The organism is Yoonia vestfoldensis (assembly GCF_002158905.1).
GTDB classification, from domain to species: Bacteria; Pseudomonadota; Alphaproteobacteria; order Rhodobacterales; family Rhodobacteraceae; genus Yoonia; species Yoonia vestfoldensis_B.
Genome location: NZ_CP021431.1, coordinates 3,671,001 through 3,690,284 on the forward strand (window position 1 = coordinate 3,671,001; position 19,284 = coordinate 3,690,284).

Below are 19,284 nucleotides of genomic sequence, written 5' to 3' on the forward strand. Positions count from 1 at the left end.
AGAACGCCAGCCCGCGCCAGAGGGTTTATGACCGCCGACCCCGTTGGCAAAACCGCCTAATGCGACCTATCTGCCAACGGGGAAGCATTCGAAGAAGCGAGATCATCGGCGAAGGCGGTCCACGCCAAGCACGCCAAAAATGGCAAGGATGATTACGCCGGCCCATTCATCGAGCGGCGCTGGAAGCGCTGCGATCGACCAGCTAACCGGATACGCGCAGCGCGCGCACCAGAACACCGAGTAAATCAACACGGCCGACCACCAGAATGCCAAAGGTAATGCAAAAATCAGCATCAGCCAGAAGCCACCCGCCCGCATGAAATCAGGCCGCGTGGCGTAGTGCGTCTTGATGATCTCGGCCTTGATGGCTTCCTTGTCGGTCTTGGCAGCAATGTTCGCCTCGACGGTCGCCATCACGCGATCAAGGGCGCCACCGGTCAGCCAGGTCAACAGGGTCCGGATCATTCCGTCCGCCCCCACCTGCGCCACGCCGCGATCGCAGCAAGACCGTTTGCAACGATCGACGCGAGATAGGCCGCGACCGCGCGTACATCGATGGGATGCAGGTCGAACATGCCAGTGTCGTGGTCATAGGTGCCATAGCCGGCCATCGCGACAACTGTCGCAATGCCACCCAAGGCGGCGAAGATGTAGATCCCGAACCGGGCATGAGTGTAATTCATGGCGCACTTCCTTCTGCGATGCGTTGATAGGCGTCTGCCCGTTCCTTGTCGTGACGCGCGCGGCCGAGCAGCAGGACCGCAACCACGATGACAGCAACACCCAGGCCGATCAGGCCCCATGTCGGCAGGTCTGCCAGCGTGGTCCCGCCAGCGCCGCCCACGGGCACGGCAGCGGCTCCTGCTTGCTCCTTGCTGGCCTTGGCCTGCGCCTTGGCCTTCTGGTCCAGCAGCACGGGGCGCACGTCCTCTGCCTTGGCAACGGTGGCCATGCGGACGCCGACAGCTTCGACCGACGCCACACGCCGCGACCAGCCGCGACCGAAGGTGCTGAAGGTCGACAACGCACGGAGGAAGCCCATGCGGATCGCGCAGGCTTTGACGATGATCGCAACATGATCGGCCGCCAGCGCGGCGTTGATCGTGACCGGCCCAACCTTGCCGTCGGCAGAAACACCCAAGGCGCGCTGGACCCACTGCGCGCCGCGGCGCACGCCGCTGTTCACGCCACCGTCCATGGCAACAAGATCGATCCCTGCGGGCAGGTTGTCGCCGCGCACCTTGTCCCAGTACTGCGTGCGGTAGATCTTGCGCGCCTCTTCTTTGGTCAGCGCGCGCACTTGGTCAGCAGTCTGCCGCGCGCCACGCCATGCCGACAGGGTGCCGATCGTAATCCCCCAGTTTGTTGCGCCGCCGGGATCCTTGGGGTGGTTCACAAACCCGCCTTCATGGGCGAACACTTCGTCCATCACGGCGATGAAATTCGATGCTGTCATCTGCGATTGCTCCAATGCAAAAAGCCCGCGCAGGGCGGGCCGATCAAAGTAAAAAAGTGGTCGCGTTTACCTACGCTGCGCGAGGCCGCTCAACGCTGCCCCCATCACGGCGATGCCCTTTGCTCGATCCGCTCAAGCCGAGTGTCGATCCGGCTCATAAATTGCAGGATATTGGTGAAACGCTCGTCGTCTCGGGCGCTGGACAATTCCAAGGCGCGGATGCGGACGGTAAGGGCATCGACCTGCGCAGCGTTACCGGCAAGAGCGCGGTCGATCTGGGTTTTGATTTCAAGGATCTGGTCGGTGTTTTGCTCGGACCGCGCTTGCAGCATCGTGTAACCACCCGTCAGGCCCGCGACCAAGACCAGCGTTTGCACGATGTTGCCGAAACTCATGGTCGGCGTGAATACAGGTTTCTGAATCGTCATTCTGGCGCGCTCCTATCGTCCAGTGTCGTTGTGCGCCAGGCGCGGTCGATGTCGGCGTAATGCGAGCTGCGGCAATGCTCGATCTCGCCCCGCACCACGCGGAACCACCAGTCAATCACATGCCGGAACCAGCGGCCCTCTCGGTAGCAGCGCCCGCTTGTGCTTTCGTTTGCGTTGCTTGATGCCGCCGACCAGAACGGCCAGATCATGTTCAGCAGTTGCGAACAGGCGTCAAAAATTTTCCACCAGCGCGTTGTCGGCTCGTCCATTACGGCCACCACTGATCGTCTGCGATGTCGTCGGGAACCGGGTCCATCTCGCGCAAAGCACGAGCGGCGAACACAATCTCTGTCTCGACTTGCGCCGCCGCTGCACCGAAATCAAACGCGGTAGGCGCATCCATCGGCATCAGGCTGTTGTCAGCAGCGATCCACATGAAATCGCGGTCAGGGTTGGCCCAACGCAGATCGCCCGCGCCCGCACCTTGCGCCATTGCAAACCCTGCCAGCGTCGCTGCTCCCGTGATCCGCGCCAAAGACACCGCGTCCCGCTGGAACATTTTGCCAGCGAAGGCAAAGTCGGCCCGCAAGCGACGGTCGCGTTCGGCGTTGATCTCTGCGTGAATTGCAGCGAGTTCTTCTTCCGGCGTCAGAGGTTCTGGCTCTGGCTTCGGCTCCGGTTCTGGCGGATCAACGACAGCAAACCCGCCATCAACAACGACCACCTTTCCGTTCATCATGCCTTCGAGCGCCGCGTTATACTGCGCTTGGCTGATTTCTACCGCCCCGTCAAAATCCGTGGTGCTGATTTGTCCATTGGCTGCAAAAGGCATTAGACGGTCCTCATGTAATAGGTCACAGAACGGTTGCGCGGACGCGTTTCACCAGACAGGTCTCGCATTACGTCAGTGTAGGCGACCCGAACGGCCTGACCGCCTTCTGGGCTTAAAACGACAGACACTCGACCAACGTTTGAAATGAGTTCACTGCCGAAAAATGGGGTGTTGTCACCCTGCAGCCACCCAAAGAAGCGTCCATCATCGAAACCCATCGAATTTCTGTGCTTGTGGTCCTGTGATGACTGTGTCTGCAGAGTCCCTGACGTTGTGCGTGGCCGCAGAAACGCTTGCTCGGTGTTTATCAGCGGCACCGTCTGCCCATCCATCGGACCCCCGACAATGACAGCCGTTGCCGTGATCTCAGGCGCAGAGCCAGACACGCTTTCGCTCGTCAAAAGCCCTTCGTTGTATTGCCCCACCCCTGTCAGGCCGGCTGTCAGCTTGATGAACTTTGCGCTGCCTGCATTGCTGGGAATAGGGCAACCCGTGATGTGGTCCCAGACAGGAAAAGGGATACCAATTAATGGTATGGCTGCGACAGCATCAACCAGGGTTTCGCTGCCAAGAAGTGCGCCGTCGATGAAATCGATCGCAGCTTCACTGTATGTCAACAGGTCGGCCAGGTTTGTGTATCCGGGGCCTGTGACCCAATTCCAAAACAGCGGCGTTCGCTCGGCCCAGGTCGCAGGGTTGTTCACGTCCGGCAGTTGCGAGGTGTATGGCGCCAGCGTCGGCGTGGTGGGTCTGGGCATTACTGCACCCCTTCTGTTTCAAGTGAGAAAATGTAGCCAGCAGGGAAGTTGATCGGGACGGTGATGTCCCGCACGATCCCAACTCCAGTCGTGACCGAACGGCCCTGTTCGGCCTCATAAACAACGCGATCACCGGACAGCCTGCGCAAATCACCCCAGAGCGTGTCGATGAACACCTGTTCGCCAAAGATCTCGAACGTGGCGTTTACCCGGCTGGGTCGCTTCACGTAGCGCGGCACACCAAACTCGTCGTCCTCATAGATTGATCGGCTGGCGACACGGATCGTTGTGCCGTAAAGCGCCCGACCGATGTTGTATCCGTCGTCGATGATGTTGACCTCGCCAAGCTGCGTAAGGTCGCCTTCGATGGTCACTGTGACGCGGACGCTGTTCACGGGAAAATCTTTGAAGATATGGTTGGTGTCGCCAGAACTCGGTTGCGTGAATAGCCAGTCGTAATAGCTATTCAGACTGAACCCGAGCAGGTTGATCGTTTGAGTGGCAATCAGCGTGTCAGACGCGTTGTAAAACTCAGCCTTCGCTGTGGCGCCGAATGCTTCAAAGATCCCAACCCCTGCGATGTTCGCAAAATTGTCGATCGTAAAAACGATGTTTCCAGACGTGTTTTCTGTGATCGTGGACAGAACGCCGTCAACCGCTGCGAAGGCATTCGTTGGGCCTTTGACCTGCCAATATTGCGGCGTCTGGAACCTGCTTGAAAACAGGTCGGGCTGCCTGCCAACAGTCCCGTCGACGAGGCAGCCGTAGATCACATGGGCAAAGATTACCTCATCGCCGATGACGTAGGTCGTTGCGCCGTTATACGCCGGCGCTTCTGTTTCCGGCAGGTTCGACGTCACATCCGCAAGGTCGAGGTCTTTGATCGATCCGATGAACATTACACCACCCCCCCGTAAAGCCGAATGTCGCGCTGTTCGTTGGCTAGGCGCTCAAGCGCCAATCGCATCAGCTTGAGCTCTGTCAGTTGGGCATCGTCGGCTTCTTTCTGGACCAGAAAGCGCCGATCTTCCGCAGCCGAAATTGTCGCCGTGAAGCGGTCGTTGAACCTGTTGCTGTCGAGCGAGAGCGGTTGGCGAAACAGGTCCATTGTTCGCTGGATCGCCTCATAGGCAGCTGCTTGATCCTCCAATGCATAGATTTGGTTCAGCAGTGGCAGGTTCAGCGCGTTGATTGCGGCTCGTTCCCGTTCGCGCTGCCGGTTCAGCAGCTCCATATCGCGGCCCTGCAATCGCAAGAGCTCGTCTTCAAGCTGGACGCGCTGATTGGCGACTTCAAGCAGCTCATTCACGCTGCCGATATGCGGGACCAGTGACGCAAACGCATCGCCCATCTTTGCCAGCTGATCCTGAACAGCGGCTGTTGCTTCGCTTTCGGACAGTCCCTTAAGAGACAGCCGGAAATCATATGAGAACCCGGCGAACGCGTTAGCGCCAAAGCCAAGCGCAGACGCCGCCTGGCGCACACCATCCTGCATCGCCGCGATCGAGGTACCGATGGCGCTGTCCTGCACGACCCGTTCATTGGTGCTTGTGCGCCGCGACAGGCCGAAAAAACGGCTTTTCTGGATCTTCTCGAATTCCTTCACGGTCGCGCCCATCGCGTTGACCGTGACGTCAAGACCCTTGTCCAGTTCCTTGGTCTTTGTGCGGAACGCGCCGATAGCCAAAGCCGCAGCCGCCAATGGCAGGGCCACAGCGCCAGCCGCAGCGGCCAGCCCGCCCAGTCCGCCTGTCGCGCCGGATAGAGCTGTGCCAATAGCAGAGAAACCGCCCCCGATGCCGCCGGACGCAACGCCCGATGCAAAGAAGTTCGCGCCGCCCATAAAGCCCGCGCCAATCGTGCTCGCCGCAGCCCCAACGCCGCCCAGAAGCCCGCCAGCGCCACTAAGGCTGCCAAGGACGCCCTGCCCTGCGCTTGCGACAGTCCCGATGCCGGACCCGCCGATACCGAGGCTCAGCATGATCTTGTTGCGCGCAGCCGCAACGACTATTTGCCGGATCATATCTTTGAAGCTAGACACTATACTGGCCGCAAAGGACTTGAAGTCCCGAAACCCGCGCATGACCAGATCACCGAAGGCATCTGCGACGCCATCGACGCCAGTAGACAGTGGCCCCGACATTGTCTTACCCAGATCCTCGGCCGCTTTGTCGAGCGTCGCCATACCGTTGCGGGCGGCACCGCCGAGTGCGCTGGTAGCAGTATCGGCGGCGGTGACGACATCGCCGAAAATCACCTCGCCCCTGTCGCCGAGAGTGATCAGGCTTTCGCCCATGACGACGACATCGCCAGTTGCGCTGGCGAGTGCATCCTCGAGGCGCTTGATCTGTCGTCCAGCCTCTTCATAGGCTTCCGTCTCGATTTCAGCGCCAGAGAGCAGAGCCTCTTGCTGAATCCTCGCGCGTCGCAGCACCTCTGCTGTTTGCGCGATGCTCTCGCGATATTCGTTGGGGATCGGCGCGAATTGACCTCCGGCCATGCGCTGCGCCTGATTGCGGTTCTCCGCCAAGGCTTCATTGGCGAGCTCCACTTCGACGCCAAGGCTCCGAAACTCTGCCGACGACAGCACCGCCTGACGCGCTTCCTGTCTTGCCGCTTCGATCTTCGCGTAAATCGCGCTGGCCTCGCGCAGCTTTCCTTCGGCGGCGCGACGGCTCAGCTCAATACCCGGCGGCAAGGCCTGCGTCACAGCAGCGATCGCGGATACTTCGTCCGCAAGCGACAGAACGATGTTGTCGACGGCCTTCGAAGTGGCTGATTGCGTTTCGCCGAACCCAACGAAAACGCTGATGTTGTTGGCGATCATCTGAGCAACGGCAGAGACACCATTCACCAGATCAGTGATGCCACCAACCAGGACCGTCACGAACTGGATCACGCCGCGGATTGCCTGAGTCAGCCCTGCATCGCCAAGCGCTAGGATTAAGCCGGAAACTGTCGATTGCAGCGTGGTGAGGTCGCCCCCGAGGTTGTCGCGCATAGTGTTAGCCATGTCGGCGGCTGCACCGTCTACATTGCGCAGCTCGCTGCCAAATTCAGCAACCCGTGCCGCGCCTTCAACCAAAACCAACGCCCCCGACGCTGCCTCGCGGCCAAAGATCGCTATCGCGTCAGCCGTCGAAAGTCCGCGCTCACCAAGGGTCTGCATGACCTCGGCAAGCCCGTTCGTGGCGGGATCGACTTGATCGATGGTAAGCCCGTAATTTTCCAAGGCTTCTTGCGCCGCTGCCGTCGGGCCAGCCAAGGCAGCCAGGATACCACGAAGAGCCGTGCCGGCCCGTTCACCCTGGATACCAGCGTCAGACATGACACCGATTGCAGCGGCGGTGTCTTCAAGGCCGATGCCAAGGGCAGCCGAGATAGGTGCTACCGTCGACATCGCCTGCCCCAGCTGGCTAACATTTGTGTTCGCTCGGCTAGACGCAGCGGCAAGGACATCGGATACGTTTGCCGCGTTCCCAGCTGCTATCCCGAAGCCCGACATGATGTTGGACGCAATGTCGGCAGTGCTCGCAAGATCCATGCCGGACGCTGTGGCAAGGTCGAGGACGGACGGGATTGCGTCCAAAGCTTCTTTCGCGTTGAAGCCGGCCATTGCCAAGAAGCCCAGACCATCGGCGGCTTGCGACGCAGAAAACTCGGTCGTGGCACCCAACGTCCGAGCCGTATCGCGCAGGGCGCGCAGCTGGGTCTCGGTGGCACCGCTGATCGCTGCGACTTTCGACATGGAGGTTTCAAATGTCGAAATCTGCCGAACCAGCTGGCCGACTGAAAAGGCACCAGCTGCGGCAATCGCGAGGCCGCCAAGCGCCCGCGTGATGCCGCGTGTCGCCTTGACCGCGCTGCCTTCCATGCGATTGAGCGATTTGGAAAAGTCGCCCTGCTTGCGCTGCGCCTGCGAAAGCCCTCGCGTGAAGTCGGCACTGTCCAGCCCGAGGTTAACCCTCAGGCTGCCGATGACACTTTTGCTCATTTCAGAAACCTTTGCGGCTGCACCAATGACCGCCGAGGAGTCGGTGTTTGGTCACAGCAGATGGATGGTATCAGCGCTTTCGGCTGTTCGATTTCAGGGCGAGGCCGATGAAGAACCCACGCACCTGCGCTTGATCCGCCTCATCCGATTTTACTTTGCTGGCATGCGGATCCGCGACCGGGGCCGTCGGCTCAAACTTTGGCATCTTCTTGGGATCGTGCTGCGCAAAGGTCAGCCAATGCGCCAGTTCGTAGTTTCGCATCCGCGCTTGATCATGCTGGCCGATCTGGCGCTTGTGTTCGCCCTCAAGCACCAGCACGATTTCCGCGATCGTCAGCGGCCAAAACCGTTCATACTGCAGGCCAGCGGCGCACCAATGGCCCAGCAGTTCCATGAACGGGTCTACTGCTTCGCCGGGGCCATCTTCGCTGGCCCCGCGCCGTTTCCCGATGCATCCGCCGCGGCCTTTGGGTAAGCCACCGCGACCGCTTCGGACAGCTTCCCGATAGCCGCTTCGATACCCAGCTCGTCCATGATGTCGCCGGCCGCGTCTTCGTTCAGCCCGTCGATGTGCGACAGTGCCGCCCAGACAAGGCGGCGCAAGCGTTCGGTGTCGGACGGGCTTTTCTCAATGGCAGCAAGGCCAGTGAGAAAGGTCTCGCCCGCGGCGCGCTGATAGCGCACCTGGGCATTGGTGCTGATCCGCATGGTATACACCGTGCCGTTCAGCTCGAATTCAACGTTACTGATCATACTGCTGCTGTCCCTTTCGTCCATTCGACGTCGCCGGTGGTGCGGATGCTGATGGACATGCCGACCAATTCGCCGAGCGCGCCGGTTTCGAGCATCGGGGTTGGAAACCCTTTGAACTCGAAGATGTCGCCCGTCGCCTGCCCGACAGCCGCTTTCATCGTCGTGCGGTAGAAGATCGGCGCGTCGTCCGCCTGGTCTGCGAGCTGCTGCTCATAGCCGTCGGCAGTGTAGCCGCAGGGCACGCTGATCACGCCGGCATCTTTCATGCCTTTGACGTATTCGCGAAAGCCGTTCGGGCTGTCGAGGGACGTGGCGTCGAGGTATTCGGTCTCGACCACAGGCACGGCGACGCCTTTGCCTTCGGGGATGCTTTCCCATGCCACGCCGTCGTTGGAACGCTCTACGGTTGCCCCGTAGGCGATGATTTGCTTGCTCATATGAGCCTCCGTTAGGTTGGGTTGTAGTGGGTGATGAAGTCGAGCGAGACGCGGAAAGGCCGCTTGGCCTCGTTTGATCCGCCCTCGCGTGTGTCCCGCGACAGCGCGTGGAAAACACCTTGGAACCCGTCGCCGCTGTAGCCGTCGAGAACGGCACGCACGGTGCGGGAAAGCAGTTTGGCCTCTTCGTAAGACATCGCGTAGCAGTCGACCTGAACGCGCCCGATCGAGTGACCGTCCGGCCCATCGAGGTTATGGCCTTCGGCGTCGTCGATCGTGAACATGACGATCCGCGGATAGCGTGCGCCTTGGACATTGGTGCCGAAGTTGATCCGGTCGCCCGCGATGCCGCTGACCGCAGGCGATGCGGCGAGGATCGTGCGGAATGCCTCTTCCATAGTCAGGCCGCCGGTAGCTGGACAGTGACCACGCCGTAATGACGGATCGTTGCAATGCAGCTGCCATGGACGGAGGTCTCACCATCCTCCCCGTGCACGATGACAAGATCGCCCGCGAGTTTCAGATCGCCATTTGGCTGCCGGTCAAACACCACAACCCAGCCTTCTTCATCGTGGCACTCGACAACATCGTCGATCTCGTCACCATCGAGGAACACGGTTGCGCCGTGGTGATCGGGGTTTTCAGCTGTGTAATGCGGCATGGATTATCCCTTCAGCGCCCTGCGGCGCGCACGTGCGACGGACTTGGTCACCTCGTCGGCCAGTTCTTCGCCCAACCGGTCAACCAGCGCACGGGCATCTTGATCGAAGGCAGGCCGCAGGTAGGGCTGCGGCCCGTGATTGATGTTGCCGAACTCCTGCTGGATCGCCTGCGGCAATGGACCCGGCCCAACGAACACTTCGACCGCCGCGCGATCATCGCGGAACATCTTGCGGTGCGCTTTGGTCTGCGCCCGCGACAGTCTGGTCCCTGCGATGATCGAGGACTTGAGATCGAAGCCGCCGGTGTTCGGATCATCGGGCGCATAGCTTTTTGCCAGGGCCGCCATCGGCTGTGCGGCGCTCAATAGTGCGCGCCGCAACACGCCCTTGCCTGCAGCCTTGCTCAGCTCACCGAGCGCATCGTCAAGTTCCTTGAAGCCTTCAGTCCTGATCTTCATTACCATCCACCTGCGCTGCTGTTGTGATTTCGAGCCATTGGCGACGGCCCAGCGGTTCCTTGATGCCAGTGATCTCGTAGGTGACGCCGCCGCAGACCAGCTGGTCGGTTGGGCGCAGCGCTGCCGTGAAGGCAGTCCATCGCACGACGAACCGCGTCGTGATCTGGGCTGAGACTTGGCCTGCCCGCCACCGCTCACCATCGGAGACATCCTGTTTGCTCGCCCAGACCGGCGAGCCGTGATCAGCAAACACGCCCTCGCGCGGGCCGAACGCCGTCTGAATCGTCCCCGCCCGCCGGAACTGCACCAGCCGATCTAGACTGCGCACCATTAGCCGTGCCCCCACTCGGCTGGCCGCTTGTAGCGGTTCTGCTTGATCAGCCGCTCGACGCCAAACGAGACCTTCAGTGCGTCTGTTTGCTCGAGTGCGATCCCGGCGTCATACCACTCCTTGGTGAGCATGATGATGGCCTGGCACATGCCTTTGCGCAGCGCGCCCGCAAGATAGCCGACCGATGCCGTCACGCGCAAAGCTGTACCGTCGCGCAGGTCGGCCAGATATCCTTCGGCAATCCACAGCTTTGGTTCATCGAAGGCAGATAACAAGACGACACCTTCAGTGCCGAGATGGGTCCAGCTACCATCGTCAGCCTGCGCCGCGACCGTCGTCAGCGACTGAACCGGCGCCACCGGAAACCACCAGCAGGATCCGCCAAGGTACCGGGTCTCGATGATGACGTCGCGGGGCAGCAGCGGACGGCGGCAAGCGGTTTCGACCACCTCCTGCGCCGCCGACAGATAGCCTGCAATCGTCAGATCGTCTGCAGGCTCCTCAAGATGTATTGCGCGCCGAAACTCCTCGGGAGTGACGGCCGCGCCAATCTCGCTCGTTGCTCTCATACCGCTGCCCCGCGTTCGTGTTCAGTCGATGCCGATCAGCTCGCCGCTTCCTTGGTTTTGCCTTGCTGCGGCAAGGCGGCACCGGTTGCGGGCTTGGCATTGGCCAGCGCCGCCTCGCGCGCCGCCAGATCGGCTTCTTTCTCGGCAAGGGCTTTCTCGCGAGCGGCAAGGTCTGTCGCCGTGGCGGTCGTGGCCTTCGCGATCTTGGCCTCGGCCTTGGCGTCATAGGCCACGGCCACGGCATTTTCGCCGGAGGTCAAACGCTTGGCGACGTCAGGCTCGAAGCCTGCGATGTCGCCGGGGTTGTAGCGGTCATAGTGCTTGGTGAACTTGATTGCGGTTTTCATATGGTGTCTCCGTCAGAGATGTTGAAAAGGTCACGCCCCCGCATCATGCGGCGGCGTCATGGTCAGGGTCGCGGATCAGAGCGACCAGTCGACGCCGGTAAAGCCCGCGATCGCAGCGTCATGCGCAGGTGCCAGATCGTGTTCGGCCACAGTGCGCATCAGCGTCTGGTCATTCTGGAAGGCGGATTTGATGACCCCGCCTTCGAAGTAAGCCGCCTCGGTCGAGCTGCTGATCGTGACGACCAGGCTGTCGCCGATCATGATCTCGTCGAAATCGGCAAAGATGACCTCGGTCTCGTTGGTGCCTGCGCCAAGGTTGTTGGGCAACTGCGTCGTTGTCTGAATCGGGAAGCCACGCAGGGTGCCGTTCTGGTCGATGCTGGTAAACAGCAGGTTGCCGTTGGGATCGCGCAGGTTGGCCAGCCAGTTCTTGGCCGACGGTCGCATGATCCAGCCCGGACGCACCATGGCGACATTGCCTTCCTCGACGCGGTCGACGGCACGGCGCACCGCCGCTTCAGCTGCGGCGGCTGTGGCCGCGACACCCGTCTCGAAGTTTGCGCCGGGCACCCAGGACAGCAGACCTTTCGGCAGATCACCAGTCCCGTCATTGCGCAGAAAGCCCAGGTCCTCTCGCAGCGCCATGACGCGGATCATGTCATCGCGCACCAGCATTGCCATGGCCACGCTGGACTGGCGCAGCAGGGTGTTCGAGATCGGCACAAGGCTGGTCAGCTTTTTGAAGTTTTGCTGAACGGTGTCGAACGACGGCTGGCTTGGCACCGTCGCTGCCAGTTCGGCGCCATAGGTGGCCGTCGCGGCAGAGGACTGGCGCGCATGACGCAGCTGGCCTGCGGGCATGTCGATTGTACGCGCGCCCGAGGCACGCACTGTCACGCGCGGGCGCAGCAGGCCGATGATGTCGGTGGCCTGCGCGCGCGGGATAGTCACACCGCCGGCACCGTCCGTCGCACCGGTCAGCGACGCGCTGATCCCACTATGACCGTCGCGTTCGAGCTGCGCGACCGCCTTGTCCTTGTCGCCTTTGTTGTTGGCGAGTGCAGACATCATGAAGCCGATCTCGATCCCGGCGTGTTCGGGGTTCTTGGCTGTGGCGGCAGGGCGCGGTGCGGGCGGGTCCTGGACATCACCTTCACCGGCAGCGGCGGCTTGTGCCGTTTCGACGGCTTCAGCGCGGATGACGCGGGCGCTGGCATCCTTGAACGCAGCCTCGGCGGTCTCGAATTCCGCGACGGCCGCAGCAATCGCGGTTGCATCGGGCGTTTCCGCCGCTTCGAGCGCGGCGATCTTGTCGGCACAGGTCTGCATGGCTGCGGCAGCGGTCTTGCGGTCGCGGCGCAGGTCGTTGAGGTCTTTAGGCATGGTAGCTTCTCCATTGAAATGGCCCGCTCTCGCGCGGCACGACAAAAACCCCGACGGATGGCAGGGCAGGCAAACACGCGCGAGGCGTGGTTCAGGTAAGGGCGAGTGCGGCGGATGCAGCCGCGCGGGCAGCAAAGGCGCTTCTGGCTTGGCCCTTGGGGGCGGGCGCGTGTGCGGACATCACGCGGTCGTAGAATGCGGCGCGGGTTTCTTGGCTGTCCGCCAAACCGCGCTTGATGGCGTCATCGGCGTAGAAGATCGCGCCGCCATCCACCGGATCATCGGTGACAGACAGTTGCAATGTCAGCGCCGCGGGATCGATGCCGCGACCTGCCGCCACATTCGAATGGAACCGCGCCTCGCTTTCATCCAAGGATCGCGCGATCTCGCGCTTTCCGGCCTCGGTGGTCGGGTTCGGCCATTTGGCGCGGGCATGCGTGGACAGATCGATCGACCATTCCTCGCCGTACATATCGGGCTGGACTGGCCATGACCCTGCGCGCATCACGCCGATCGATCCGACCACGCCGCCCGGTGTCACCGCGATCGAGGTGCATTGGCTGGCGATGTGATAGGCAGCGGAGGCGGCCAGCGGGTTGACCATTGCATAGACCGGCTTGACCTTTGCCAGCGCCGCGACGGCCGCAACGGCTGCGTCCATTCCGATGACCAGCCCGCCGGGGCTGTCGAATTCCAGCACCACCGCTGCGACCTCGTCGGACGCCGCCAGCAGTGCCGCCGTGTCTTCGATGCCGACATAGGTGGACCAGCCAAGATACCGCTCGAGGATCTCGGAGTTCGGCGTCAGCATCCCGCGCACCGGCATGACACCGACGCCGCGCGAGATCGCAAAGCGTTCGCCGCGCTGGATTGTGACGCCGCCGGCACTGAAGGCAGCAACGGGCTGTTCGGCTGTCGGCAGCGCCATGCCCAAGAGGCCGGCGCCGAACCCGACATCGACGGCCATCGCCTGCGCGCCGATATAGCTTGCAATCGTGTTTCTCATGTCTCGTCTTCCTCTCTGGGGTCGTCGTCACGCGTCATGTTCGGCGGCGGATAAGGCATCTCGCCTTCGGGCAGGTCGGGCAGCCCGTCGAGTTCACGGGCTTCCTTCCAGGTCATGAAGGGACCGCCCACGGCCTTGATCAGTGCGTCGTAGCGTTCTTTTGTCGTAGACTGCAGCAGCGCGTTGAAGTCGTGCCGGAAGAACAGCCCGCTGCGCCGCTCGGCCTCGGTCAGCAGTCCCATGCGCATCTGCCCTTCGATGAAGCCTGCCCAGTGCAGCAGGCAGTCCGACTTGTAATCGATCGCCTGCTGCTGGCCGTTGGCTTTGACGCCGTGCTCGAGCAGCTGCAGCTTGGATGGCGGCACGCGGTAGATCGCAGCAATCTGTTCGCGGTCGAACTTGCGCGATGACAACAGCTCCTGATCTGCGGCCGAGAGATCGAGGCTGGTGATGTCATCCCCGGACCCGATGATTGGGATCCCGTTTGCCTCGGGATCGTTCAGCGCATTGCGAACCCGCAGGGCGTTGCGGCGGAAGTCCTCGTCGTCCTCGTAGACATCTTCCATTTTCAGGAAGGCACGCATCTGCGTGCCCGATGCCGCCCGCGCCGCCGCCTCCTGCCCGGCCAGCGCCAACCCCATGCTTTCGGCAGCAACCTCGAGCGGGCTGCGTCCCGTCCAGCCATCCTCGGCCATGTAGCGCATATGCAGCATCGACCGGCTCGGCGCGCGTCGCTGGACGCCATCGCCATCCTCGAAGTCGTAGAACCAGCTGCGGCCATAGTTCAGCTCGGCAACCTTCTGCTGCTTGATCGTGTCGATCATCACCAGCTCGCCCGCGCCATCGCGTGGCGCAAAGGCATAGGCCCTGCCGCGCAGGCAGAAGGCATAGTTCAGCGCGAACCGTGCGGTGATCGCCGCAACGCCGGGGCTGCTTTCGACGTTCAGCAGATAGGCTGCCGGATGCTCGCGCACCCGCGTTTCCTTGCCGTCCAGATCGCGCTGGTAAAGCTTGACCGGCACCTTGGACATGTCGCCCGCGATAATGTTGCAGCAGGCAAAGACCGTGGCGTGCCGCTGCATGATCTCGGGCGAGACATGCGGTAGCGATTTGACGCGGCTCTGCCCGCCAAACCCGATGTTGCGCAGCCAGCTTTCTGGATGGGCCGTGCCGGATATGGGCGTCGCCGAGGCCGACAGCTGCGGCTCGATCCGTGCAACGGGCCGCTCTTGCGCCCGCGCGGTTCGTCCGGTGATGCGGTCGAGGATTTTCATACCGTTTCAATCTCCCGCGCCTTGCGCTTGCCTTCGTTTGCTTCAGCCCGCCCGACGGCCATAATCGCCGCAACAGCCGCGTCGATCCGCCCGCTCGAGCGCTTCTTGTTTGGTTTCACGTTCTCGGCCGCATCCTCGTCGCGATGCACATTGCCGACCTGCCAAGCCAGCACCGGATTGCCACCATGCCGGATGCGGTTCTGCGCGACCCGTTCCTCGAACCGCTTCATCGGGTTCGACATCGAGGCATAGCCCTGCCGGTGCTCGACCATCGGAAACCGCCGCTTGTCCAGCTGCTGCGCCAAGTACTTCATGCCCCAAGGGTCGTAGGCCACTTCCTGCAGGTCGAACTTCTGCCGGATCATCTCGAGCCGGTTCACCAGCTGCTGCTCGTCGATGCTGCCGCCCGTGTGAATTTCTAGCCAGCCATCGTCGCGCCAGCCGACATATTCCCGCTTTTCCGACTGCGCCCGCGCGATGAACCCCTTTGGGCCTTCGGGCAGGAACGTGTAGGCGATCAGGTAGATCAGCCCGTCTACCGGCACAGCCACCACGATCGCCGTCGTGTCGACCTTGTTAGACAGATCCAGCCCGACCCATGCCTTGCGGCCATAGAGCATTTCGACATCGAATGGCGCAGCGGCCAGCCCCTGGTCCCAGACATCCCGCGCGATCCAGCTTTCCGCACCCTCGGTCCAGAGGTTCAGGTGGAACCGCCGGAAGTTCGGCATCTGCCCTTGAATCGCCAGCGCCCGGTTAAGGCTCTTTTCCATCGCACCGCGCTGCTTGCTCACACCGAGGTTCGGATTGCCCATTGCCCAGGAGCGCGGATCCGTCGGATCGCAATCCGCCGCCGGTTCCGCAATATAGGCAAAGAAGCTGTCATCCTTCACATCCCCGCGCAGAACACTTTCGCCGTAGCCGCGCAGCTCTCCGCAGAGCGACCCACGATCATGGCCCGCCGTCGTGATCACCCAGTCGATCGGCTGCGCCCGCGCGATCATCGATTCCACAATCGTCTCGGCCAGCTCGCGATCGGTCCAGCGGTGCATCTCATCACGCGCCAGGAACGACGGGTTGATCCCGTCCGAACTGTCGCCCTCGCGCGAGAGGCACGCAATCTGGCCGTCGAACTTCGGCGTGACGATCGATGTCCGCCAGACCTTCATCATCGCGCCCAGGAACGGCGAGCGCCGGATGATCCGCTTGATCCCCTTGAACAACAGCCCCGCCTGGTCGCGCGTCGTTGCTGCGCAATAGCCTTCCGGTGCCTCTTCGCCGTCGAAGAGCTGCGTGTAGATCATCGGCACCGCCGTGTCGGTGGTCTTGCCGTTCTTCTTGCCCACCTGGTGATAGGTGGACTGGAACCGCCGGAGCCCGGTGTCCTCGTGTTTCCATCCAAAGACCGAGCCATGCCGAAACACCTGCCAAGGTTCGAGGTGCAGCGGCTTGCCGGCCATCGGCCCCGCCGTGTGCTGCAGCATCGAGGCAAACCGCGTGACCATCGTCGCCGCATTGCAGTCGAAATAGAGGCCACGGTCCCTGCCCGTCTCCAAGTCCATCAGATGCCGCTCGCAGGCCATGCGCACCAGATCGCCTGCGATGATGTCGCCCGCCACCACGCCAATGGCGTAGCGCGAGACGGGGTGATCAATCGGTTCCATTCTTCAACTGGTCCAGCACATCGGCGAATAGATCCCCCTGCGCGCCGGTCTTGAGACGGGCATCATCGACCGGTGACAGCCCGAATAGCGCCCCGTTCTGGCGCATCGTCGCCATTGCTCCTTCCTGCAACCTGCTGGCCGCAGTAATCTTTTGCTGCTTCCCGTTTCGGGTGATGGTTTCGTAATACATCCCCTCACAGGCCAGTGTGTGGGTGGCCGCAATGAAGTTCGACACGCTCTCGCAATAGGCCGCGAACTGGTAGACGTGGTGCGGCTCGAGCCGGTCCTTCATGACCATCACCGGCGCCAGTTCTTCCCAGACCTTGCGGCCTTGCTCGCTGAGGAATTCGGGTGCCTCGGGCACATGGCGCGGTGCGGCCCCTTTCATCGGGATCACGTTGCTCGGTTGTGGCTTGCGACCCTTCATCTTCCTGTCTCCTCTGGTTTATTCCTTGTGGCTTTTTCTCCCAATTTCGCGGCCGTGAAATGAAAGGTATCCCGTCCGGTCTTCTGTCCGCCGCCCTGATTTTTCGACCACCCCCCCCTTTAGCGCAATGGTCGCAGCGGTCAGCCTTTCGCTGCGCGATGCAGCACTTCGCCGGCCGTCTTGCGGCTGTGGCAGGACTTGCACAGCCCTTGCCAGTTTCCGCGGTCCCAGAACTTCGCCGGATCGCCACGATGCGGCACGATGTGATCAACCTCGCGCGCCTCGACCAGGGCACCAAGCTCCTCGCAGTCGCGGCACAGCGGATGCCGTCGCAGGTGCGCTTTGGCCGCCTCGCGCCATCGCTTGGTGCGATAGAGCGCGATGCCTGCCTGCGCGACCTCCGAACCTTTCGCAGCCTTACGACGTGCCGCGAGCTTGTCCTGCCGTGCAGCCTCGTGTTCGTCGCAATGCGCGAGACCGGGCAGCGCCATGTCATCGCAGCCGGGTGCGACGCAGACCTTGCGGATCGCCATTGCTGCCCCTTTCGGATGATGATGCTGAGAGAGCGATCAGCCAAAGAAAACGCCCGCGGCGGTGTAGACCGGCGGGCGCAACTTGGGATGATGACAAAAGAGGTAGGTTCTGTGGACTGCTTTTGTCAACTACATCTTGCGCAACCGTGCCAAAAAATCACCAATCGTCGTCGCTAGTTCACTAGATTAGCTATTTAAGGTAACGAGACCGACTCCTATGCGGCACAACGCAGTCGGTCGACATTAGTCGTCCAATCGCTCAGGAGTCAGGCTACCGCGACAAACAGATGATCCACCCCAATCGTAATTTTACCATCTCGCCAAATACGAAAGCCCACTTCGCCAATACAATGGCACCTTTTGCCTCAACTCAAATCGGCTGAATTTATGTTTTTTTGGACTTAATAGGTTTGAAGGTTTCACGGCAGGTCGGTTTTCGATCGTCGTCGGGAACTCACGAAGCCCTACTGGTGGATGTTCACATGAAATTCCACGATTTCCGAACGAAACCCAATCTCGAAGCTGGTTATCAAATGGTGCATAAAGACCAACCACTTCGCACCATTTAGTGAATGATTTTGCATGACCTTTCTCCCAAAGCAGGGCGGAAGAGAGCAAAGGAAATTGATAGGCCCTATATAGTTTGTTGGCGGTTATAGGCACAATCATGCGACGGCGAAGACGTGTAGTTGAACTGGCCCCCTTTTCGACCGGACACTTGGGCATAACCATGGAGGCTTAGGTATATGCCTGAGCACGTGCTTATGTCTGAGATAGAAATCATCACTGATGGCGGCCGTCGTCGTCGCTGGAGCGCGGCCGAGAAGCTGCGCATTGTCGAAGAAACGCTGGATGACCGGGCCAGCATTTCTGTGGTCGCACGCCGTAATGGCGTGGCCCCTAATCTATTGTATCGTTGGCGCAGGCTCATGCTGGAGGGAGGAAGTGTCGCCGTGTCAGAGGATGATGACGTGACCAGCAACAAGGTCGTCCGACAGATGGAAGATCGCATCCGTGAACTCGAACGCCAGCTTGGCCGCAAAACGCTGGAGGCCGAGATCCTGCGCGAGGCGTTGGACAAATCACGCTCAAAAAAACAGATCTTGCACGTGCGGTCGCCGCTGAGGGGAGATTTCCAGTGAAGGTCGTGGCTGAAACGCTGGGTGTGGCCCGCTCGAACTTGATTGACAGGTTGAACAGCAGGACGAAGCCGCGTCGGCGCTACTATAAAGCGCAAGACGCGGCGTTGGTGCCGCTGATCACAACGCTGGTGGCGGCCCGACCGACCTATGGCTACCGGCGGATTACGGCAATCCTGAACCGGCAGCTGCGCCCGGAAGGGTTAGCAGCCGTTAATCACAAAAGGGTCTATCGCATCATGAAGGCACACAACCTGCTTCTGGCGCGGAAATACACGGAGCGGCCTGAACATGTTCACGACGGCAAGGTCATCGTCATGCGTTCGAACCTGCGCTGGTGCAGCGACGGCTTCGAGTTCACCTGCTGGAACCGTGACATCGTCCGTGGCGCCTTCATCATCGATGCGCACGACCGCGAAATCATCGCTTGGCGCGCCGTGGTGAACATCGGGATCAGCGGTTCCGACATCCGCGATATCATGCTCGAGGCCGTGGAACGCCGCTTTGGTGATCACCGTGCGCCGTCGGTCATCGAGATGCTGTCTGACAATGGCTCGCCCTATATCGCGAAGGACACGCAGATCTTCGCCCGCCAGTTGGGCCTGAAGCCCTGCTTCACGCCGGTACGGAGCCCACAGAGCAATGGCATCTCGGAGGCTTTTGTGAAAACACTGAAGCGCGATTACGTCCAGGTGACGCCGTTACCGGACGCCCACACAGTTCTTGGATTGATCGGCGCTTGGATCGAGGACCACAATGACAACCACCCGCACTCAGGGCTGAAAATGCGCTCACCACGCGAGTTCATCGCAGCTCAAACCGCAACCGCCTGA

Annotated in this window: 25 protein-coding genes; 1 reads left to right on the forward strand and 24 read right to left on the reverse strand. The window is 61.4% G+C overall.

Going from position 1 to position 19,284, the window contains the following annotated elements:
* Nucleotides 1-102 precede the first annotated feature (102 nt).
* The 24 genes from LOKVESSMR4R_RS18355 to LOKVESSMR4R_RS18470 all read right to left on the reverse strand — a co-directional run bounded on the left by LOKVESSMR4R_RS18355 (nucleotide 103) and on the right by LOKVESSMR4R_RS18470 (nucleotide 17,312).
* The gene (locus tag LOKVESSMR4R_RS18355; protein WP_087211803.1) at nucleotides 103-465 is read right to left on the reverse strand and encodes a hypothetical protein; all 363 of its coding nucleotides are present in this window, start codon (nucleotides 463-465) and stop codon (nucleotides 103-105) included.
* Complete coding sequence (locus LOKVESSMR4R_RS18360) at nucleotides 462-683, reverse strand: hypothetical protein (protein ID WP_087211806.1); 222 nt, start codon at nucleotides 681-683, stop codon at nucleotides 462-464. Before LOKVESSMR4R_RS18360 ends, LOKVESSMR4R_RS18355 begins: the two co-directional genes overlap by 4 nt.
* Nucleotides 680-1,456: a glycoside hydrolase family 108 protein gene (locus LOKVESSMR4R_RS18365; protein WP_087211809.1), complete on the reverse strand. Its 777-nt coding sequence runs from the start codon at nucleotides 1,454-1,456 to the stop codon at nucleotides 680-682. Before LOKVESSMR4R_RS18365 ends, LOKVESSMR4R_RS18360 begins: the two co-directional genes overlap by 4 nt.
* Nucleotides 1,457-1,560: 104 nt before the next feature.
* Nucleotides 1,561-1,884, reverse strand: a complete 324-nt coding sequence (locus tag LOKVESSMR4R_RS18370; protein ID WP_087211812.1) for a hypothetical protein — start codon at nucleotides 1,882-1,884, stop codon at nucleotides 1,561-1,563.
* Complete coding sequence (locus LOKVESSMR4R_RS18375) at nucleotides 1,881-2,153, reverse strand: hypothetical protein (RefSeq protein ID WP_087211815.1); 273 nt, start codon at nucleotides 2,151-2,153, stop codon at nucleotides 1,881-1,883. The genes LOKVESSMR4R_RS18370 and LOKVESSMR4R_RS18375 overlap by 4 nt, the downstream gene beginning before the upstream one ends.
* Nucleotides 2,153-2,716 (reverse strand): DUF4376 domain-containing protein, encoded by a 564-nt coding sequence (locus LOKVESSMR4R_RS18380; protein ID WP_087211819.1) that lies wholly within the window; start codon nucleotides 2,714-2,716, stop codon nucleotides 2,153-2,155. The genes LOKVESSMR4R_RS18375 and LOKVESSMR4R_RS18380 overlap by 1 nt, the downstream gene beginning before the upstream one ends.
* The gene (locus tag LOKVESSMR4R_RS18385; RefSeq protein ID WP_087211821.1) at nucleotides 2,716-3,474 is read right to left on the reverse strand and encodes a hypothetical protein; all 759 of its coding nucleotides are present in this window, start codon (nucleotides 3,472-3,474) and stop codon (nucleotides 2,716-2,718) included. The genes LOKVESSMR4R_RS18380 and LOKVESSMR4R_RS18385 overlap by 1 nt, the downstream gene beginning before the upstream one ends.
* Nucleotides 3,474-4,373, reverse strand: a complete 900-nt coding sequence (locus LOKVESSMR4R_RS18390) for a hypothetical protein (protein WP_087211824.1) — start codon at nucleotides 4,371-4,373, stop codon at nucleotides 3,474-3,476. The genes LOKVESSMR4R_RS18385 and LOKVESSMR4R_RS18390 overlap by 1 nt, the downstream gene beginning before the upstream one ends.
* Nucleotides 4,373-7,468 carry a phage tail tape measure protein gene (locus tag LOKVESSMR4R_RS18395; RefSeq protein ID WP_087211827.1) on the reverse strand — a complete coding sequence of 1,032 codons (3,096 nt, stop codon included), beginning with the start codon at nucleotides 7,466-7,468 and terminating at the stop codon, nucleotides 4,373-4,375. Before LOKVESSMR4R_RS18395 ends, LOKVESSMR4R_RS18390 begins: the two co-directional genes overlap by 1 nt.
* A gap of 70 nt (nucleotides 7,469-7,538) precedes the next feature.
* Complete coding sequence (locus LOKVESSMR4R_RS20665; protein ID WP_237331848.1) at nucleotides 7,539-7,862, reverse strand: hypothetical protein; 324 nt, start codon at nucleotides 7,860-7,862, stop codon at nucleotides 7,539-7,541.
* An 8-nt stretch (nucleotides 7,863-7,870) separates the two neighbouring features.
* On the reverse strand, nucleotides 7,871-8,221 hold the full coding sequence (locus LOKVESSMR4R_RS18405; RefSeq protein ID WP_087213594.1) for a hypothetical protein: 351 nt from the start codon (nucleotides 8,219-8,221) through the stop codon (nucleotides 7,871-7,873).
* Complete coding sequence (locus LOKVESSMR4R_RS18410) at nucleotides 8,218-8,658, reverse strand: phage tail tube protein (protein WP_087211830.1); 441 nt, start codon at nucleotides 8,656-8,658, stop codon at nucleotides 8,218-8,220. The genes LOKVESSMR4R_RS18405 and LOKVESSMR4R_RS18410 overlap by 4 nt, the downstream gene beginning before the upstream one ends.
* An 11-nt stretch (nucleotides 8,659-8,669) precedes the next feature.
* The gene (gene gp17 / locus LOKVESSMR4R_RS18415; protein ID WP_087211832.1) at nucleotides 8,670-9,056 is read right to left on the reverse strand and encodes a tail completion protein gp17; all 387 of its coding nucleotides are present in this window, start codon (nucleotides 9,054-9,056) and stop codon (nucleotides 8,670-8,672) included.
* A gap of 2 nt (nucleotides 9,057-9,058) precedes the next feature.
* Nucleotides 9,059-9,319 carry a hypothetical protein gene (locus LOKVESSMR4R_RS18420; RefSeq protein ID WP_087211835.1) on the reverse strand — a complete coding sequence of 87 codons (261 nt, stop codon included), beginning with the start codon at nucleotides 9,317-9,319 and terminating at the stop codon, nucleotides 9,059-9,061.
* A 3-nt stretch (nucleotides 9,320-9,322) separates the two neighbouring features.
* Nucleotides 9,323-9,784 (reverse strand): HK97 gp10 family phage protein, encoded by a 462-nt coding sequence (locus tag LOKVESSMR4R_RS18425; RefSeq protein ID WP_087211837.1) that lies wholly within the window; start codon nucleotides 9,782-9,784, stop codon nucleotides 9,323-9,325.
* Nucleotides 9,762-10,109, reverse strand: a complete 348-nt coding sequence (locus LOKVESSMR4R_RS18430; RefSeq protein WP_087211841.1) for a head-tail adaptor protein — start codon at nucleotides 10,107-10,109, stop codon at nucleotides 9,762-9,764. Before LOKVESSMR4R_RS18430 ends, LOKVESSMR4R_RS18425 begins: the two co-directional genes overlap by 23 nt.
* Complete coding sequence (locus tag LOKVESSMR4R_RS18435) at nucleotides 10,109-10,678, reverse strand: hypothetical protein (RefSeq protein WP_087211844.1); 570 nt, start codon at nucleotides 10,676-10,678, stop codon at nucleotides 10,109-10,111. Before LOKVESSMR4R_RS18435 ends, LOKVESSMR4R_RS18430 begins: the two co-directional genes overlap by 1 nt.
* Before the next feature lie 35 nt (nucleotides 10,679-10,713).
* Complete coding sequence (locus LOKVESSMR4R_RS18440) at nucleotides 10,714-11,025, reverse strand: hypothetical protein (RefSeq protein WP_087211847.1); 312 nt, start codon at nucleotides 11,023-11,025, stop codon at nucleotides 10,714-10,716.
* 75 nt (nucleotides 11,026-11,100) lie between these two features.
* Nucleotides 11,101-12,408 carry a phage major capsid protein gene (locus LOKVESSMR4R_RS18445; RefSeq protein ID WP_087211851.1) on the reverse strand — a complete coding sequence of 436 codons (1,308 nt, stop codon included), beginning with the start codon at nucleotides 12,406-12,408 and terminating at the stop codon, nucleotides 11,101-11,103.
* Nucleotides 12,409-12,499: 91 nt separating this feature from the next.
* On the reverse strand, nucleotides 12,500-13,414 hold the full coding sequence (locus LOKVESSMR4R_RS18450) for a S49 family peptidase (protein WP_087211854.1): 915 nt from the start codon (nucleotides 13,412-13,414) through the stop codon (nucleotides 12,500-12,502).
* Complete coding sequence (locus LOKVESSMR4R_RS18455; RefSeq protein ID WP_087211857.1) at nucleotides 13,411-14,688, reverse strand: phage portal protein; 1,278 nt, start codon at nucleotides 14,686-14,688, stop codon at nucleotides 13,411-13,413. The genes LOKVESSMR4R_RS18450 and LOKVESSMR4R_RS18455 overlap by 4 nt, the downstream gene beginning before the upstream one ends.
* Complete coding sequence (locus tag LOKVESSMR4R_RS18460) at nucleotides 14,685-16,352, reverse strand: terminase large subunit (protein WP_087211859.1); 1,668 nt, start codon at nucleotides 16,350-16,352, stop codon at nucleotides 14,685-14,687. Before LOKVESSMR4R_RS18460 ends, LOKVESSMR4R_RS18455 begins: the two co-directional genes overlap by 4 nt.
* Entirely contained in the window at nucleotides 16,339-16,779 is a 441-nt protein-coding gene (locus LOKVESSMR4R_RS18465) for a P27 family phage terminase small subunit (protein WP_087211864.1), read from the reverse strand. Before LOKVESSMR4R_RS18465 ends, LOKVESSMR4R_RS18460 begins: the two co-directional genes overlap by 14 nt.
* Nucleotides 16,780-16,919: 140 nt before the next feature.
* Complete coding sequence (locus tag LOKVESSMR4R_RS18470) at nucleotides 16,920-17,312, reverse strand: HNH endonuclease (protein ID WP_087211867.1); 393 nt, start codon at nucleotides 17,310-17,312, stop codon at nucleotides 16,920-16,922.
* A 746-nt stretch (nucleotides 17,313-18,058) separates the two neighbouring features.
* Between LOKVESSMR4R_RS18470 and LOKVESSMR4R_RS18475 the strand changes: the two genes are divergently transcribed.
* Nucleotides 18,059-19,284 (forward strand): IS3 family transposase gene (locus tag LOKVESSMR4R_RS18475; RefSeq protein ID WP_087211869.1). Its coding sequence is split into 2 segments (ribosomal slippage): nucleotides 18,059-18,401 and nucleotides 18,401-19,284, totalling 1,227 coding nucleotides; the frame shifts between segments, so codons are not numbered across the junction.

What these genes read in the sequence shown, in the direction of transcription:
- LOKVESSMR4R_RS18355 (WP_087211803.1), bottom strand. Translation starts at nt 465, where the DNA reads ATGATCCGGACCCTGTTGACCTGGCTGACCGGTGGCGCCCTTGATCGC.
- LOKVESSMR4R_RS18360 (WP_087211806.1), bottom strand. Translation starts at nt 683, where the DNA reads ATGAATTACACTCATGCCCGGTTCGGGATCTACATCTTCGCCGCCTTG.
- LOKVESSMR4R_RS18365 (WP_087211809.1), bottom strand. Translation starts at nt 1,456, where the DNA reads ATGACAGCATCGAATTTCATCGCCGTGATGGACGAAGTGTTCGCCCAT.
- LOKVESSMR4R_RS18370 (WP_087211812.1), bottom strand. Translation starts at nt 1,884, where the DNA reads ATGACGATTCAGAAACCTGTATTCACGCCGACCATGAGTTTCGGCAAC.
- LOKVESSMR4R_RS18375 (WP_087211815.1), bottom strand. Translation starts at nt 2,153, where the DNA reads ATGGACGAGCCGACAACGCGCTGGTGGAAAATTTTTGACGCCTGTTCG.
- LOKVESSMR4R_RS18380 (WP_087211819.1), bottom strand. Translation starts at nt 2,716, where the DNA reads ATGCCTTTTGCAGCCAATGGACAAATCAGCACCACGGATTTTGACGGG.
- LOKVESSMR4R_RS18385 (WP_087211821.1), bottom strand. Translation starts at nt 3,474, where the DNA reads ATGCCCAGACCCACCACGCCGACGCTGGCGCCATACACCTCGCAACTG.
- LOKVESSMR4R_RS18390 (WP_087211824.1), bottom strand. Translation starts at nt 4,373, where the DNA reads ATGTTCATCGGATCGATCAAAGACCTCGACCTTGCGGATGTGACGTCG.
- LOKVESSMR4R_RS18395 (WP_087211827.1), bottom strand. Translation starts at nt 7,468, where the DNA reads ATGAGCAAAAGTGTCATCGGCAGCCTGAGGGTTAACCTCGGGCTGGAC.
- LOKVESSMR4R_RS20665 (WP_237331848.1), bottom strand. Translation starts at nt 7,862, where the DNA reads ATGGAACTGCTGGGCCATTGGTGCGCCGCTGGCCTGCAGTATGAACGG.
- LOKVESSMR4R_RS18405 (WP_087213594.1), bottom strand. Translation starts at nt 8,221, where the DNA reads ATGATCAGTAACGTTGAATTCGAGCTGAACGGCACGGTGTATACCATG.
- LOKVESSMR4R_RS18410 (WP_087211830.1), bottom strand. Translation starts at nt 8,658, where the DNA reads ATGAGCAAGCAAATCATCGCCTACGGGGCAACCGTAGAGCGTTCCAAC.
- gp17 (WP_087211832.1), bottom strand. Translation starts at nt 9,056, where the DNA reads ATGGAAGAGGCATTCCGCACGATCCTCGCCGCATCGCCTGCGGTCAGC.
- LOKVESSMR4R_RS18420 (WP_087211835.1), bottom strand. Translation starts at nt 9,319, where the DNA reads ATGCCGCATTACACAGCTGAAAACCCCGATCACCACGGCGCAACCGTG.
- LOKVESSMR4R_RS18425 (WP_087211837.1), bottom strand. Translation starts at nt 9,784, where the DNA reads ATGGTAATGAAGATCAGGACTGAAGGCTTCAAGGAACTTGACGATGCG.
- LOKVESSMR4R_RS18430 (WP_087211841.1), bottom strand. Translation starts at nt 10,109, where the DNA reads ATGGTGCGCAGTCTAGATCGGCTGGTGCAGTTCCGGCGGGCGGGGACG.
- LOKVESSMR4R_RS18435 (WP_087211844.1), bottom strand. Translation starts at nt 10,678, where the DNA reads ATGAGAGCAACGAGCGAGATTGGCGCGGCCGTCACTCCCGAGGAGTTT.
- LOKVESSMR4R_RS18440 (WP_087211847.1), bottom strand. Translation starts at nt 11,025, where the DNA reads ATGAAAACCGCAATCAAGTTCACCAAGCACTATGACCGCTACAACCCC.
- LOKVESSMR4R_RS18445 (WP_087211851.1), bottom strand. Translation starts at nt 12,408, where the DNA reads ATGCCTAAAGACCTCAACGACCTGCGCCGCGACCGCAAGACCGCTGCC.
- LOKVESSMR4R_RS18450 (WP_087211854.1), bottom strand. Translation starts at nt 13,414, where the DNA reads ATGAGAAACACGATTGCAAGCTATATCGGCGCGCAGGCGATGGCCGTC.
- LOKVESSMR4R_RS18455 (WP_087211857.1), bottom strand. Translation starts at nt 14,688, where the DNA reads ATGAAAATCCTCGACCGCATCACCGGACGAACCGCGCGGGCGCAAGAG.
- LOKVESSMR4R_RS18460 (WP_087211859.1), bottom strand. Translation starts at nt 16,352, where the DNA reads ATGGAACCGATTGATCACCCCGTCTCGCGCTACGCCATTGGCGTGGTG.
- LOKVESSMR4R_RS18465 (WP_087211864.1), bottom strand. Translation starts at nt 16,779, where the DNA reads ATGAAGGGTCGCAAGCCACAACCGAGCAACGTGATCCCGATGAAAGGG.
- LOKVESSMR4R_RS18470 (WP_087211867.1), bottom strand. Translation starts at nt 17,312, where the DNA reads ATGGCGATCCGCAAGGTCTGCGTCGCACCCGGCTGCGATGACATGGCG.